The following is a 14,296-nucleotide window of genomic DNA, read 5'->3' as shown; positions in this document are numbered from 1 at the left end:
CACCCGCGGCCGGCTTCTCACCGCCGGCGCCCACCCGAGGTCACCTCGGCCTCCAGCAGGATCTGCATGACCTGCAGGCCTGCACCGACGGCCAGCGTCAGCAGGCCCTCGGACATGTTCTCGGCGATCTCGGCCATCGCCACGCTCACCTGTTGCGGAATCGCGGCCACGCTGCGTCGCCTAAGGTCTGGGTATGCCTGCTGTGACACTGCAGGCCCTCGATGACAACATCGCCTGCCTCACCCTCAACCGGCCCGAGCGGCTCAACGCCATCGACGGTGCGCTGATCGACGGCGTGGACGACGCCCTGACCGTGCTCGGGGCCGGCGAATTCCGGGCGGCGATCCTGACCGGTGCGGGACGCGGGTTCTGTGCCGGCGCCGACCTGAGCGGCACCGGTGAGCCCTGGACGAAACCCGGGCCGACCACCCCGCCGTTCAAGGTCAACTACGACGCGCAGGTCCGTCTGGCCGACCTGTTCACCCGCCTCTACGAGCTGCCCATCCCGGTGATCGCCGCGGTCAACGGCGTGGCGGTCGGCGGTGGGCTGGCCTTCGCGCTGGTCTGCGATGTGCGGGTCGCCTCCGAGTACGGCCGGTTCGGGTCGGCGTTCATCAAGGCCGGCTTCTCCTCGATGGACATGGGCACCAGTTACCTGCTGCCCAAGATCGTCGGTGCCGGGGTGGCCCGGGAGCTCATGCTGACCGGCCGCATCATCGACGCCGCCGAGGCGTACCGGGTCAAACTGGTGCACGAGGTGGTGGCCCCCCGAGGAGCTGATGCCGGCTGCGCTGAAGGTGGCGCGCTCGATCGCCGAGAACAACGCCTACGGGGTCTGGCAGACCAAGATCGGCCTCAACGCCGCGCTGGACGCGCCGAGTCTGCGCCATGCCATCGAGCTGGAGAACCGCACGCAGATCCTGAGCGGATTCACCAACAACCCGGTCGAGGCCGCGATGGCTCATCGGGAGAAGCGGGCACCTCACTGGGACTCACTGTGAGGAACGCAGACGCTCAAAGTTTCGCGATCACGTTCTGCGCGAACATCTCCAGGTTGCGGATCTTGGCGTTCAGCGGCTCGGTGTCGGCGCCCTTGACGTAGGGAATGCGAAAGCCCACGATCACGTCGGTCACCCCCTTGTCCTCGAGCCGCTTGATGCCGTCCGCGGTGTAGGCCTCGGCCGAGATGACGTGAATCTCGAACGGACCCGTCCTGCCCGCCTCCGCACGGTACCGCCGCAGCTTGGCGATGAGGCCGTCGAGCTCCTCGGGGTCACCGCCGCCGTGCATCCAGCCGTCCAGGCGGGCCGCGCGCCGGAGCGCGGCGTCGGCGTGGCCGCCGATCAGGATCGGGATCGGCTGGGTGGGCGCCGGGGTCATCTTGACCTTGGGGATGTCGTAGAACTCCCCGTGGAACTCGTAGTACTCGCCGCTGGTGAGGCCTTGGATGATCTCGATGCACTCGTCCATCCGCTTGCCCCGCTTGGCGAACGGGACGCCCATCAGCTCGTAGTCCTCGGGCCATGGGCTGGTGCCCACCCCGAATCCCACGCGGTTGCCGGTCATCGCCGCCAGCGAACCGATCTGTTTGGCGACCAGGGCGGGCGGGCGGATCGGCAGTTTGAGGACGAAGAAGTTGAACCGCAGCGTCGACGTCACCGCGCCCAATGCCGATGTCAGCACGAACGTTTCGATGAAGTCCTTGCCGTCCAGGAACTCCCGGTCGCCGTCGGGCGTGTACGGATACTTCGAGTCGGATGCGAACGGATAGGCGATGCTGTCGGCTATCGTCATCGCGTCGTAGCCGGCCGCCTCGGCGGCCTGGGCCAGGGGGATGTAGTAGTGGAAGTCGGTCATCGCCTCCGCGTAGGTGAACCGCACGTCATCTGCCTTCCTGCGACGGGTCGTTACCTGACATGAGAACGTGTTCTCGTTTCGCCCCGCCCCGGGGCGCGGGGCGACCGGTCAGGGCTTACAGCTGGTTCTCGGGCCCGATGACAGCCCAGACGGTCTTGCCGGACGCGGTGGCGGCGCTGCCCCACGCGCGGGTCAATGCCTCGACGATCGCCAGGCCCGAGACGTCGATGCCCTGCTCCGGCGGCGGCAGGCGCACCGCGGGTGCGTTGCTGCTGTCGGAGACCGCGATGATCGACGTGGTTCCGTCACACTCGACGCGCAGAACCGGCACACTTGCGGCGTGTTCCAGCACGTTTTTCACGAACACGTTCACCACCACGAGCGCGACCGGGAGGAGCGCGGTCTGCGACCACGCGGTCAGCCACTCGCGGACCAGCCGGCGTGACTCCCCAAGGCTGGTCAGGTTGGAACTCAGCTGGGCGTCGGCACGCCGGACGGTGCGGCGGGCGCAGCGCCCGAGCGCTCTCATCGCGCCGTTCTCACTTGATGACACCGGCATCAGGCGGGCCACGCCGGTGCGTTCGATGGCGTCCCGGCTGGCGCGCTGAGCACAGACCAGCGCGATGGGGACGGCGGCCCGGGGATGAAGCTGCCAGCGCGCTCCGATGAGTGCCGTCCATGCCGATTCCGTGGGCACGTGCAGAGCGTTCACGTCGACAACGACTGCGGACGTCTCGTCGCGGGTGGTCCGCACGATGGTGTCGCGAAACGCCGCCGAGTTGGCGGCGTCGAGCACGCCGTCAACGGTCAGGACCGCGACCGACTGGTTCATTCGTCCGGCGACGATCAGCGAAGCCGGCGACCGGGTCAGCGCACTCACCGTAGCCACCCGTTTCGTATCACAGCATCATCGTCGCCGACGGCGAGCCGAGACTCGAGGACACGTGGGCAGGCTTGTCCCGATCGTGATTGAAATGTGGGCATTCTGTTGACCGGGCAGGGGTCAACCGGATCACCCCGCCGGTTCAGCCTCCGCCGAGCGGGTACGGCGGATTGCCGACCCCGGCGATCGAGTGAGTGCCCCAGGGGGTCTTCTCGATGATGCGGGTCGGCGCGCTGCGCTCACCGACGGTCAGGGTGGCCGTCCGCGCCCGCCGGAGGGCGTGGTCGGGCAGAGGCTGGGACGGGGAACCGAAAACCGTTCCCTGCCAGTGGTATCGACCGTCGATGGGATCCAGGCGGCCCGCAAGCCGGACGCGTACCGGGTGGGGGACGCCGGCGAGCGTCAACGTCGCCGCGCCGTCGTAGCTCTCCCGTTGCTCGCGTGCGCACCCCGTCGACAGGGTGAATGCCCGCGGCACCGGATGGGGCTGCGCGTCCCGGACGTAGACGCGCTCGTTGAACACCTGCTGGCTGCTGTGCCGCACCTCGATGCGGTTCTCGCCGCTCTCGCCCAGCAGTCGCACGCACTGGGCGACGTAGCGCGCCTGCGCACCGGTGTCGGGCCCGCCGAGGACGAAGTAGTTGGGGAATCCGTGCACGGCGACACCGAAGTAGGGCTCCATGCCGTCGTTCCAGGCCTGCCGGATGGTCGATCCGCCGGCGCCTACGAGTGCCTCGTCGGCGACGCGGCCGGCGATGGCGAACCCGGTGCCGTAGACGACGGCGTCAGCGGGATGGTCGACGCCGTCGCGGGTGCGGATGCCCGACGCGGTCATCGTGCTGATCGCGGATCGCACCAGCGTGGGCCCCGGCGGGCCGCCGGTGGCGCCCGGCCGCAGCCGGCGGCCCAACCAGCGTTTGGCGCGAGTTGAGGGCAGTGGCAGCTCGGCGACCATGCGGCGCGGCGCGTACGCGAAGACGGTGACCGCCGCCGATCGGGCCAGCCGCCCGATGTGGTGGCCGGCGGTGGAGTCGGCGCCGATGAACGCGATGCGTTTTCCGGCCGGGTCGAAATCGGGGTCCCACCCGGCGGCGGAGAGCGACAGCCCGCCGAACAGATGTCGCCCCGCCAGCTGCGGCACCCATGGGACAAGCAGGGCGTCGCGAGCGGTGATGACGACACGGGCCCGCACCACCTCGCCGGTGGCCGTCCGCAGCGACCACGTGGAGCTCGCCTCGTCGAAGGCCGACCTGACCACGCGGTCCGCGTCCAGTTCGAGGATGTCGGTGACCCCGACGGCCGTCAGCGCCGCGACGGCGCCACCCGCGCCGACGACGGCGACGCGGCGGTCGGGCCGGTGCGTCACAGAAACCTGGTGCGCTTCCATCCGCGGCGCGCCAGCGGACCGAACAGGCCCACCTCGTTGAGGAAGGCCGCCAGCGGGGCGAAGCCCGACACCTGCACCTGGTGCCTGTGCTCGCTGCTGCGCGCGATCGCCTGTGCCCGCTTGGCGTCCAGGCCGGTGCGGGCGTAGGGGATCGGGTTGGTGAACAGGTAGCGGAAGAAATACCCGCCCAGCCCGTTGATGTTGGCCATGAACCATCTGTTGACCCGCGGCATCGTCTGCGCCCGCTTGCGGGCGCCGTCGCGGGCGAACTGGATGTGGCGCGCCTCTTCGGTGACGTGAATGCGCATGAGCCGCTGGATGATCGGTTGCAGTTCCGGGTCGTCCATCATCTGCCGCTGCAGCGAGTCGAAGATCTCTTCGCCGATCAGGGCGGCCACCCACAGCATCGAGCCGTACTGGAAGGCCAGCGGCAAGGTGTTGATGATCATCCGGTGCCAGAGCCGCGGGCGCACCGGTTTGGCGCCGATGCGTTCGATCGCCTTGCCGAACATCACCATGTGTCGGGTCTCGTCGCCGAGTTCGGTCAGCTTGTAGTGCGTCGAGGAGCTGGTGGGGTCCTCGTGCACGATGGTGCGCAGCAACGACTGGTTGAGCATGTTCTCGAACCAGATGCCCGCCGACAACGTGTTGACCAGCTCTTGGCGGGACAGCTCGATCTGTTGCTCGCGGGTCATCTCGTCCCACATCGGCGTCCCGTACAGGGACACGAAACGCGGCGGCAGGAAGAACTTGTCCGGGTCCAGCGGCGCATCCCAATCGATGTCCACGACGGGTTCGTAGGACTTCCTGACCGAGCCCTTCAACAACCGCTCCGAGAACTCTTCCCGACTCGGCGTGCCTGATTTCACCGCACTGGTCATCGCCGGCTTCCCTTCGGTGCTACAGACGGTAGGGGTCGCAAACACATAGTCAATACTCATGGTACTGGGTACTTGAGGTCCCGACTAGATCGTTGTGGTGTCGATCGGCAACCTTGGTCCCAGCCACGACGCGTCAGGAGAGTCTATTGGGCCGCCATATTCACGTCATCGGGATCGGCGCCGGAGATCCCGGCTACGTCACCGTCCAGGCGATCGAAGCGCTCAACCACACGCAGGTGTTCTTCGCGATGGACAAAGGGGAACGCAAAAGTGACCTGGTGGCCCTGCGCCGGGACATCTGTGCGCGGTTCATCCGCGAGCCGGGCTACCGCTTCGTCGAACTGGCCGACCCGAAGCGCGCCGCCGACGGCGAGTATCGGGAGGCCGTGGCGGACTGGCATGCGGCCCGCACCCGCATCTGGTCGGCGGCGATTCGCGAGGAGCTGGGTCCCGACGGCGTCGGGGCATTCCTGGCGTGGGGCGACCCGTCGCTGTACGACAGCACGCTGCGGATTCTGGACGCGGTCGCGGCCGACGTCGAGTTCAGCTTCGACGTCATCCCGGGCATCACCGCCGTGCAGGCGCTGACGGCCCGGCACCGCATCCCGCTCAACGAGGTCGGCGAACCGGTCCTGATCACCACCGGCAGGCGGCTGCGCGAGCATCCCATGTCGGGCTCGGCGGTGGTGATGCTCGACGCCGACTGCTCCTTTCAGGCATGTCCGGCACAGACCCGGATCTGGTGGGGCGCCTATCTCGGGACGAGCGACGAGCTGTTGATGGCCGGGACGGTCGGCGAGGTCGGTGCGCGCATCGCGGCCGTGCGTAGGCAGGCCCGCGCGCGGCACGGCTGGATCATGGACACCTATTTGTTGAGGGCGGCAGACTGAAGAAGTGCCCGAATTGCCCGAGGTCGAAGCATTGGTCGACCAGCTGCGGTGTCATTCGGTCGGTCTGACGATCGGCCGCGTCGATGTCTGCGCGCCTTCGGTGCTCAAGACGGTCGACCCGCCGATCGGCGCGCTGCACGGCCAAGCCGTCGTCGACGCCGCCCGGTGGGGCAAGTATCTGGGGTTGCACGCCGGGGAACTGTGGCTGATCGCCCACCTTTCTTCGGCGGGCTGGCTGCGTTGGTCGGACAAGCCGGCCGCCGCGCCGCTGCGGCCGGCCAAGGGCCCGATCGCGCTGCGGGTCCACCTGGGCACCCCCGGAGAGGCGCCGGGCTTCGACCTCACCGAGGCCGGCACCCAGAAGCGGCTGGCCGTGTGGCTCGTCGAGGACCCGAAGACGGTGCCCGGCATCGCCACCCTGGGCCCGGATGCGCTGGAACTGGGTCCCGAGGACCTGGCCGGGTTGCTGGCCGGCAACACCGGCCGGATCAAGACGGTCATCACCGACCAGAAGGTGATCGCCGGCATCGGCAACGCCTACAGCGACGAAATCCTGCACGTCGCCACGATGTCGCCGTTCGCGACGGCGGGGAAGCTCACCGGCGAACAGGTTGCCGCCCTGCACGACGCGATGGTGTCGGTCCTGACGGACGCGGTGAGGCGCTCCGTCGGCCAGGGCGCCGCGATGCTGAAGAGCGAGAAGCGTTGCGGGCTGCGGGTGCATGCCCGCAGCGGCCTGCCGTGTCCGGTGTGCGGGGACACCGTCCGCGAAGTGTCTTTCGCGGACAAGGCGTTTCAGTACTGCCCGACCTGCCAGACCGGTGGCAAGGTGCTGGCCGACCGCCGCATGTCGCGGCTGCTGAAGTAGTCGCTATGCTGCCCAGGTGACTCGTCAGAAGATCCTGATCACGGGAGCCAGTTCCGGCCTGGGTGCCGGGATGGCACGGTCCTTCGCGGCCAAGGGCCGTGACCTGGCGCTGTGCGCCCGCCGCACCGAGCGGCTCGACGAGTTGAAAAATGAACTCGCACAACAGTATCCGGGAGCCAGGATTGCGATTGCGGCGCTCGACGTCAACGACCACGAGCAGGTGCCCAAGGTCTTCGGCGAGCTTTCCGACGAGCTGGGCGGCATCGACCGCGTCGTCGTCAATGCCGGCGTAGGCAAGGGCGCCCGGCTGGGTTCCGGCAAGGTGTGGGCCAACAAGGCGACGCTGGAGACCAATCTGGTTGCCGCCCTGGTGCAGATCGAAACGGCGCTGGAGATGTTCGCCAAGAGCGGATCGGGCCACCTGGTGCTGATCTCCTCGGTCCTGGGAGCCAGGGGCGTGCCGGGGGTCAAGGCCTCCTACGCCGCGAGCAAAGCCGGCATGCGCTCGCTGGGTGAATCCCTGCGCGCCGAATACGGCCGCGGGCCCATCAGGGTGTCGGTGATCGAGCCCGGCTACATCGAGTCGGAGATGACGGCCAAGTCCAACAGCACACTGTTCATGGTGGACAACGCGACCGGCGTCAAGGCGCTGGTCGCCGCGATCGAGCGCGAACCCGGACGGGCGGCGGTGCCGTGGTGGCCGTGGGCGCCGCTGGTGCAGCTGATGCGGGTGCTGCCGGCCCCGCTGACCAAGTTCTTCGCCTGAGCCCTGCCGGCAGCCGCCGCTTCGGTTCAGTGTGGAACCGGCGTGTAATGCGTTGCATCGGTGGTGAATTCGGGCTTACCATAGGTCACGAGCCGGAGCTTGAGCAGCCCGATGACGTACGCATCGGTGATGTCGCGCAGCACGGGGATGCGGCTGGCGTGGCTCACTGCGGTGAAGCGTCCGATGATGAACGGTGCGGTGAGCGCGATACGCAGGAGATCCGTCGCCTCGAGTGAGACGCCCATGGTCTCGGCGATCTCGCGATCGCCATTGCAGAAGGTGCGGACGAACGTGAGCTTGCTGAAGCTCTTCTCGACCGCGTCGGCGCACCGGTCGAACAGGGTGGTGTCGGGGCGCAGGTAGGCCGCCATCGTGCCGCGGACGAGCTCTTGGCAGATGGTGTCGAATCCGTGGCGCAGCAGCGCCGAACGCGCGTGCATGACGTGGACGATGTCGGCGGGTTCTGCGGGCAGCAGTTCCTGGGGCAGGCCGAGCAGAAAGCAGCGGTACCTCGCGAATTCGACGACGGCGCGTTCGGCGGCGGTGAACGCGGTGCGGCCCTCCCGGCGCGCCTTGCGGGCCAACAGGTACTGGCCGATCATGCCGGCGGGCATCTGGTCGACCTGCGGAACGGGCATCCCGTAGACCGCGGCATCCCATTTGTCCGACTTCTTCAGGGCGTTGTAGCGGACCATCGAGTGCATCAACCGGACCATGGCGGCCGCCTCGAACCCGGGGCCGTGACGATCCAGCGCGCCGGGGAGCGTGGTGACGGCGAAGAAACTGGCCGTCTCGTTGACCCGCCGCGCGGCCCGCTTGCCCGAGAGCGCCCCGGTCAGGGCCATCGGCAGAGCGGCGTAGGTGTTGGTGAAGGTCGCGACGAAGGCACCCCGGGTAATGAAGGGCGCCAGCAGGGCGGCCGGGATGCGCTCCTGGCGGGCGCCCTCACGGACCAGGTCGAAGTCGATCCACTCCGGGGTGGCCTCCATGGAGGCGATGAACGCCGCGAGTTCGGGGGGCGCCTCGGGCACGGCTTCGATGCCCTCGCGGCAGGCCGTCTTGAGCATGTCGATCAGGTGCGTGACGCTGTGCGTCGCCATCAGCGCGGCGTAGGGATCGGCCACGACGTCGCCGAGCAGTGTTGCCGTGCTCATCAACTCGACGACGCGGTCGTCGGCGAGGATCTCCGCGCGCTCGGCGATCCAGGCGGGCAGGGCCGACTCCGCCTCGGGCTCGGTGGCCAGGCGGTCGGGCCGCCGGTCGAAGTCGAAGTCGCCGTACAGATCGGGCTGCAGATCGCGCTGGCTTCGGACCCGCTGGGCGAGTTCGGGGTAGTAAGCGACGCTGGGCATGGCAGGCGACCTCCGGCTGACGAACGCGTGGTGAGTAATACTCACAACTTGTTAGTTATGCTGTCAAGGGTGACCACCGTGGACGCCCCGAAGCGCCGGATGACCGCGCAGGGGCGGCGCGAGCAGATTCTCGACGTCACGCACTCGATCGTCGACGCCGAAGGGTTCCACGCGGCGACGCCCAATCGCATCGCCGACGAGGCCGGCATCAACCGGTCGTTGATCTATCAGAGGTTCGGGGATCTGGCGGGGCTGTTCGTCGAACTGATCGAGCGGGAGGCGGCGCGGGCCGGCGAGCAGTTCGCCGAGGCGGTCTCCGGGCTCGACGATGCCGCGGAGAACCAGTCGCTCGTGCTCGCGTTCGACGGCGTGCTGGCCGCCGTCGACGCCCACCCGGCGACGTGGCGGCTGTTCCTGTTCCCGCCGCAGGGTGCTCCGCCGCGGCTCTATGAACGCCTGGCCCAGGCGGAGGCCGTGGTGATCGAGTTCTTCGTGCGTGAACTGCTGCGGATACACCCCCGCCTGCATGAGCCCGAATACACCGCCCGGATCCTGCACGCCGCCGGGCGCGAGCTGCTGCGGCTGCACCTCGAAGACCCTCAGGCCGCGACCGCCGAGCGCCTGCGGGCCTTCGTGCGGCGTCTCGGCGCGAGAGCTCAGCCGGCGCGCCCTCGTTCGCGGCGGTAGCGACGAACGAGGGCGTCGGTCGAGCTGTCCGACTGCCGCTCGGGGGCCGCGTCGGCGGTGAGCACCGGCAGCAACGCCTTGGCCTGCGTCTTGCCCAGCTCCACACCCCACTGGTCGAACGAATCGATGCCCCAGACGACACCCTCGGTGAACACCTGATGCTCGTAGAGGGCGATCAGCTGGCCCAGCACCGACGGGGTCAGCCGGTCGGCCAGGATCGAGGTGGACGGCCGGTTGCCGGGCATCACCTTGTGCGGCACAACATCCTCGGGCGTTCCCTCGGCGGCGATCTCCTCGGCCGTCTTGCCGAACGCCAGCACCTGGGTCTGGGCGAAGAAGTTGCTCATCAACAGGTCGTGCATGCTGCCGTCGCCCTCGGCGGTGGGCAGGTCGTCGAGGGGCTGGCTGAAGCCGATGAAATCGGCCGGCACCAACCGGGTGCCCTGGTGCAGCAACTGGTAGAACGCGTGCTGGCCGTTGGTTCCCGGTTCGCCCCAGAATATTTCGCCGGTGTCGGTGGTGACGGGCGTGCCGTCGGCGCGCGTCGACTTGCCGTTGGACTCCATGGTCAGCTGCTGCAAGTAGGCCGCGAAACGGGACAGGTCATTGGAATAGGGCAGCACGGCGCGTGATTGGGCGCCCATGAAATCGGAATACCACAGGCCGAGGAGGCCCAGCAGGGCGGGCGCGTTGGACTCCAGTGGCGCCGTCCGGAAATGCTCGTCGACGATGTGGAATCCGGACAGGAAGTCGGCGAAGGCTGCACGGCCGATGGCGGCCATCACCGACAGCCCGATCGCCGAGTCGACCGAGTAACGCCCGCCGACCCAATCCCAGAACCCGAACATGTTGGCGGTGTCGATGCCGAAGTCGTCGACCAGTCGTTTGTTGGTGGACACCGCCACGAAATGCTTGGACACCGCGGCGTCGCCGAGTGCGTCGGTGAGCCAGCGGCGCGCGGCCGTCGCGTTGGTCAGCGTCTCCAGGGTGGAGAATGTCTTCGAGGCGACGATGAACAGCGTGGTGGCGGGGTCCAAATCGGCCAGGGTCGCGGTCAGGTCGGCGGGGTCGACGTTGGAGACGAAGCGCGCCGTGATGCCGGCGTCGACGTAATGGCGCAGCGCGTCGTACACCATCACCGGTCCCAGATCCGATCCGCCGATGCCGATGTTGACCACGGTGCCGATGCGTTTCCCGGTGGCCCCGGTCCATTCCCCGCTGCGCAGGCGGTCGGTGAAGTCCCCCATGGCATCGAGGACGGCGTGCACGTCGGCGACCACGTTCTGGCCGTCGACCACCAGTTCGGCGTTGCGGGGGAGCCGCAGGGCGGTGTGCAGCACCGCGCGGTCCTCGGAGGTGTTGATGTGCCGGCCGGCGAACATCTGGTCGCGGCGCTCCTCGAGGTGGGCGGCGCGGGCCAGGTCGACGAGCAGCCGCAGCGTCTCGCGGGTGACACGATGTTTGCTGTAGTCGATGTAGAGGTCGCCGACCGTGACGGTGAGTTCGCGTCCACGCTCGGGGTCGTCGTCGAAGAGCCGGCGCAGGTGGGTGTCGCCGATGTGGTCGTAGTGCCTGCGCAGGGCGTCCCACGCTCTGGTGGCGGTGATGTCGGGGAGGGCGGGCACGAAGGTCATGTTCCGACCTTAATGCGGCCCGACGGGAGGCAGCCACCTCTGGCGACGCCGGGCGCCGGCGCGCGGCGGCCGGCGCAATCCGCTGCCGCACCGCGGAAATTCGCGGTTACGAGTGACCGAGCCGGCCTCTGCCCAGGCGTAGCAGCAGTATCGCCAGGTCCTTACCCTCGGGACCCAGTTCGCTGTAGCGTTCGATGACCTTCATCTCGCGGCTGTGCACGAGCCGGGTGCCGCCGGAGGCCATGCGGGCCCTGCCGATCGCTTGGGACACTTCCGCGCGCCGCTTCACCGCGGCGAGGATCTCGGCGTCGAGCCGGTCGATCTCCGCGCGCAACTCCTCGATGTCGGCCGCCGGTTGGCTGACGGCCATCTCGGTGTTCATCTCTTGGATCTCCGCGTTCTCGTGATGTGGGGGTTCTGGTCTCATCCGGTATCGGGCCTCACAAAAGAGACGAGCCCCGAATCGCCGAAGCGGACCACGGGGCTCTGCGAAGGCAGCTACACCCTGGGCACCGCTGGCCGGTACCCAGAGAAAAATCGGCTTGCCCAATCCCGGTCGGAGGGCCACCGACGATGCTGCGCGTGGAGCACGAATCGAGTGTGCCACCTGGGGCCGCGCCCAGCAAAATCCTTCACCAGCCGCGGCGACGCGACGTGGCCGGCCACGTTCTCCGCCGTGCACCGTCGGGGCGCCTCCCGACTTGGCCCCGTGCCGTCGGTGCACGGCGGTAAGTTTGGACCGTCATGACTGTGCACGTAACCGATGCCAAGCCCACCCCTGAAGCCGACCATCTGCTCGACGGCCTCAACCCGCAGCAGCGCCAGGCGGTGGTACACGAGGGTTCGCCGCTGCTGATCGTCGCGGGTGCCGGCTCGGGCAAGACAGCGGTGTTGACCCGGCGCATCGCCTACCTGATCGGCGCGCGCGGCGCCGGGGTCGGTCAGATCCTGGCGATCACGTTCACCAACAAGGCCGCCGCCGAGATGCGCGAACGGGTGGTCCAGCTGGTCGGAGCCCGGACCGGGCCCTCGATGTGGGTGTCCACCTTCCACTCCACCTGCGTGCGCATCCTGCGCAACCAGGCGTCGTCGATCCCCGGGCTCAACTCCAACTTCTCGATCTACGACGCCGACGACTCACGCCGCCTGCTGCAGATGATCGGCCGCGACATGGGGCTCGACATCAAGCGCCATTCGCCGCGCCTGCTGGCCAACGCCATCTCCAACCTGAAGAACGAGCTGATCGATCCCGCGCAGGCCGCGGACAACCTCGCGCAACTGTCGGACCCCTCCGACGGCCTGGCGCATACCGTCGCCTCGGTGTACGCCGAATACCAGCGACGGTTGCGGGCGGCCAACGCGCTGGACTTCGACGACCTGATCGGCGAAACCGTGGCGGTGCTGCAGGCCTTCCCTGACATCGCCGCGCACTACCGGCGGCGGTTCCGCCACGTGTTGGTCGATGAGTACCAGGACACCAACCACGCCCAGTACGTGCTGGTGCGGGAGCTGGTCGGCCGCGACGGCGCGGCCGCACCCGACGGCCTGGCGCCGGCGGAGTTGTGCGTGGTCGGCGATGCCGATCAGTCGATCTACGCGTTCCGCGGGGCCACCATCCGCAACATCGAGGACTTCGAACGCGACTATCCCGATGCCACGACGATTCTGCTGGAACAAAATTACCGCTCGACGCAGAACATTCTGTCGGCGGCCAACTCGGTGATCGCGCGCAACTCCGGACGGCGCGAGAAGCGGCTGTGGACCGACGCCGGCGCCGGGGAGCTGATCGTCGGTTACGTCGCCGACAACGAGCACGACGAGGCCAGGTTCGTGGCCGAGGAGATCGACGCTCTGGTCGATCGCGGCGAGTTCACCTACAACGACACGGCCGTTTTCTACCGCACCAACAACTCGTCGCGGTCGCTGGAAGAGGTGTTCATCCGCGCCGGGATTCCTTACAAAGTCGTTGGGGGAGTAAGGTTTTACGAGCGCAAGGAAATCCGCGACATCGTCGCCTACCTGCGGGTGCTGGACAACCCCGGCGATGCGGTCAGCATGCGGCGCATCCTGAACACGCCGCGGCGGGGGATCGGCGACCGGGCCGAGGCCTGCGTGGCGGTATACGCCGAGAACACCGGTGCGAGCTTCGCCGACGCGCTCGTCGCGGCCGCCGAGGGCAAGGTGCCGATGCTCAACAGCCGCGCCGAGAAGGCGATCGCCGGTTTCGTCGAGATGCTCGACGCTCTGCGCGGCCGACTTGATGACGACCTCGGCAACCTGGTCGAGTCGGTGCTCGAGCGCACCAGATACCGCCGGGAGCTGGAGTCTTCGAGTGACCCGCAGGAGCTGGCCCGGCTGGACAATCTCAACGAACTCGTCAGCGTCGCGCACGAATTCAGCACCGACCAGGCGAACGCGGTGGCGCTCGACGAGTCGGCGCGAAACCAGGACGACGAAGACCTGCCGGACGCCGGTGTGCTGGCGTCGTTTCTGGAGAGGGTGTCGCTGGTGGCCGACACCGACGAGATCCCCGAGCACGGCGCCGGTGTGGTCACCCTGATGACGCTGCACACCGCGAAGGGTCTGGAGTTTCCGGTCGTGTTCGTGACCGGATGGGAGGACGGCATGTTCCCACACATGCGGGCCCTCGATGACCCGGGCGAGCTCTCCGAGGAGCGACGATTGGCCTATGTCGGCATCACGCGGGCCCGGCAGCGCCTGTATGTGAGCAGAGCCGTCGTACGGTCGTCCTGGGGACAGCCGATGCTGAACCCGGAATCGCGTTTCCTGCAGGAGATCCCGCAGGAGCTCATCGACTGGCGGCGCACGGCGCGCGCCCCGTCATTCAGCGCACCGGTGAGCGGCGCCGGCCGGTTCGGTACGCCGCGGGCCGCGCCGACGCGCTCAGGGGCGGGCAAGCGTCCGCTGCTGGTGCTGCAGCCCGGCGACCGGGTCACCCACGACAAGTACGGGCTGGGCCGCGTCGAGGAGGTCTCCGGCGCCGGCGAATCGGCGATGTCGCTGATCGACTTCGGCAGCTCCGGCCGGGTGAAGCTGATGCACAACCACGCCCCGCTCAGCAAGCTGTAGA

13 protein-coding genes and 2 pseudogenes are annotated in these 14,296 nt (G+C 68.3%); 7 read left to right on the top strand and 8 right to left on the bottom strand.

The window, feature by feature from the left end; all coding sequences use genetic code 11:
- Window positions 1–17: 17 nt before the first annotated feature.
- Window positions 18–170 (bottom strand): hypothetical protein, encoded by a 153-nt coding sequence (locus ACOJVU_RS15885; protein ID WP_421530656.1) that lies wholly within the window; start codon window positions 168–170, stop codon window positions 18–20.
- Window positions 171–193: 23 nt separating this feature from the next.
- Here ACOJVU_RS15885 and ACOJVU_RS15880 point away from each other — a divergent pair.
- Window positions 194–1,001: pseudogene (locus ACOJVU_RS15880) on the top strand (enoyl-CoA hydratase/isomerase family protein).
- 13 nt (window positions 1,002–1,014) lie between these two features.
- On the opposite strand, the gene ACOJVU_RS15875 reads toward ACOJVU_RS15880, so the two are convergent.
- The 4 genes from ACOJVU_RS15875 to ACOJVU_RS15860 all read right to left on the bottom strand — a co-directional run bounded on the left by ACOJVU_RS15875 (window position 1,015) and on the right by ACOJVU_RS15860 (window position 5,008).
- The gene (locus ACOJVU_RS15875) at window positions 1,015–1,881 is read right to left on the bottom strand and encodes a TIGR03619 family F420-dependent LLM class oxidoreductase (RefSeq protein WP_421530655.1); all 867 of its coding nucleotides are present in this window, start codon (window positions 1,879–1,881) and stop codon (window positions 1,015–1,017) included.
- Window positions 1,882–1,972: 91 nt separating this feature from the next.
- Window positions 1,973–2,746, bottom strand: coding sequence for an STAS domain-containing protein (locus ACOJVU_RS15870; RefSeq protein ID WP_421530654.1), 774 nt, complete (start codon window positions 2,744–2,746; stop codon window positions 1,973–1,975).
- A 136-nt stretch (window positions 2,747–2,882) separates the two neighbouring features.
- Window positions 2,883–4,127: a DUF4873 domain-containing protein gene (locus ACOJVU_RS15865; protein WP_421530653.1), complete on the bottom strand. Its 1,245-nt coding sequence runs from the start codon at window positions 4,125–4,127 to the stop codon at window positions 2,883–2,885.
- Complete coding sequence (locus tag ACOJVU_RS15860; RefSeq protein ID WP_421530652.1) at window positions 4,103–5,008, bottom strand: AurF N-oxygenase family protein; 906 nt, start codon at window positions 5,006–5,008, stop codon at window positions 4,103–4,105. Before ACOJVU_RS15860 ends, ACOJVU_RS15865 begins: the two co-directional genes overlap by 25 nt.
- Window positions 5,009–5,154: 146 nt before the next feature.
- On the opposite strand from ACOJVU_RS15860, the gene cobF reads away from it, so the two are divergent.
- The 4 genes and pseudogenes from cobF to ACOJVU_RS15840 all read left to right on the top strand — a co-directional run bounded on the left by cobF (window position 5,155) and on the right by ACOJVU_RS15840 (window position 7,532).
- Complete coding sequence (gene cobF, locus ACOJVU_RS15855) at window positions 5,155–5,898, top strand: precorrin-6A synthase (deacetylating) (RefSeq protein ID WP_421530651.1); 744 nt, start codon at window positions 5,155–5,157, stop codon at window positions 5,896–5,898.
- A 4-nt stretch (window positions 5,899–5,902) separates the two neighbouring features.
- Window positions 5,903–6,148, top strand: a pseudogene (locus ACOJVU_RS15850) (DNA-formamidopyrimidine glycosylase family protein); the annotation flags it as partial.
- 150 nt (window positions 6,149–6,298) lie between these two features.
- Window positions 6,299–6,766, top strand: a complete 468-nt coding sequence (locus ACOJVU_RS15845) for a zinc finger domain-containing protein (protein WP_421530671.1) — start codon at window positions 6,299–6,301, stop codon at window positions 6,764–6,766.
- A 16-nt stretch (window positions 6,767–6,782) separates the two neighbouring features.
- On the top strand, window positions 6,783–7,532 hold the full coding sequence (locus tag ACOJVU_RS15840; protein WP_421530650.1) for an SDR family oxidoreductase: 750 nt from the start codon (window positions 6,783–6,785) through the stop codon (window positions 7,530–7,532).
- A gap of 26 nt (window positions 7,533–7,558) precedes the next feature.
- On the opposite strand, the gene ACOJVU_RS15835 is transcribed toward ACOJVU_RS15840, so the two are convergent.
- Window positions 7,559–8,884, bottom strand: coding sequence for an oxygenase MpaB family protein (locus ACOJVU_RS15835; RefSeq protein WP_421530649.1), 1,326 nt, complete (start codon window positions 8,882–8,884; stop codon window positions 7,559–7,561).
- A gap of 99 nt (window positions 8,885–8,983) precedes the next feature.
- On the opposite strand from ACOJVU_RS15835, the gene ACOJVU_RS15830 reads away from it, so the two are divergent.
- Complete coding sequence (locus ACOJVU_RS15830) at window positions 8,984–9,571, top strand: TetR/AcrR family transcriptional regulator (protein ID WP_421530670.1); 588 nt, start codon at window positions 8,984–8,986, stop codon at window positions 9,569–9,571.
- On the opposite strand, the gene pgi is transcribed toward ACOJVU_RS15830, so the two are convergent.
- Both pgi and ACOJVU_RS15820 read right to left on the bottom strand, forming a co-directional pair.
- A complete protein-coding gene (gene pgi, locus ACOJVU_RS15825; protein WP_421530648.1) occupies window positions 9,541–11,205 on the bottom strand; it encodes a glucose-6-phosphate isomerase in 1,665 nt (554 codons plus the stop codon). The two genes, ACOJVU_RS15830 and pgi, sit on opposite strands and share 31 nt — an antisense overlap.
- A 106-nt stretch (window positions 11,206–11,311) precedes the next feature.
- Entirely contained in the window at window positions 11,312–11,632 is a 321-nt protein-coding gene (locus ACOJVU_RS15820; protein ID WP_421530647.1) for a chorismate mutase, read from the bottom strand.
- Window positions 11,633–11,949: 317 nt separating this feature from the next.
- Here ACOJVU_RS15820 and ACOJVU_RS15815 point away from each other — a divergent pair, with 317 nt between their 5' ends.
- Window positions 11,950–14,295 (top strand): UvrD-helicase domain-containing protein, encoded by a 2,346-nt coding sequence (locus ACOJVU_RS15815; RefSeq protein WP_421530646.1) that lies wholly within the window; start codon window positions 11,950–11,952, stop codon window positions 14,293–14,295.
- The last annotated feature ends 1 nt before the right edge of the window (window position 14,296 follow it).

Source organism: Mycobacterium sp. THU-M104 (assembly GCF_049197365.1).
Classification (GTDB): Bacteria; Actinomycetota; Actinomycetes; order Mycobacteriales; family Mycobacteriaceae; genus Mycobacterium.
Note: the sequence above shows the minus strand (reverse complement) of the source record. Positions and strands in the feature narration are given on the sequence as shown.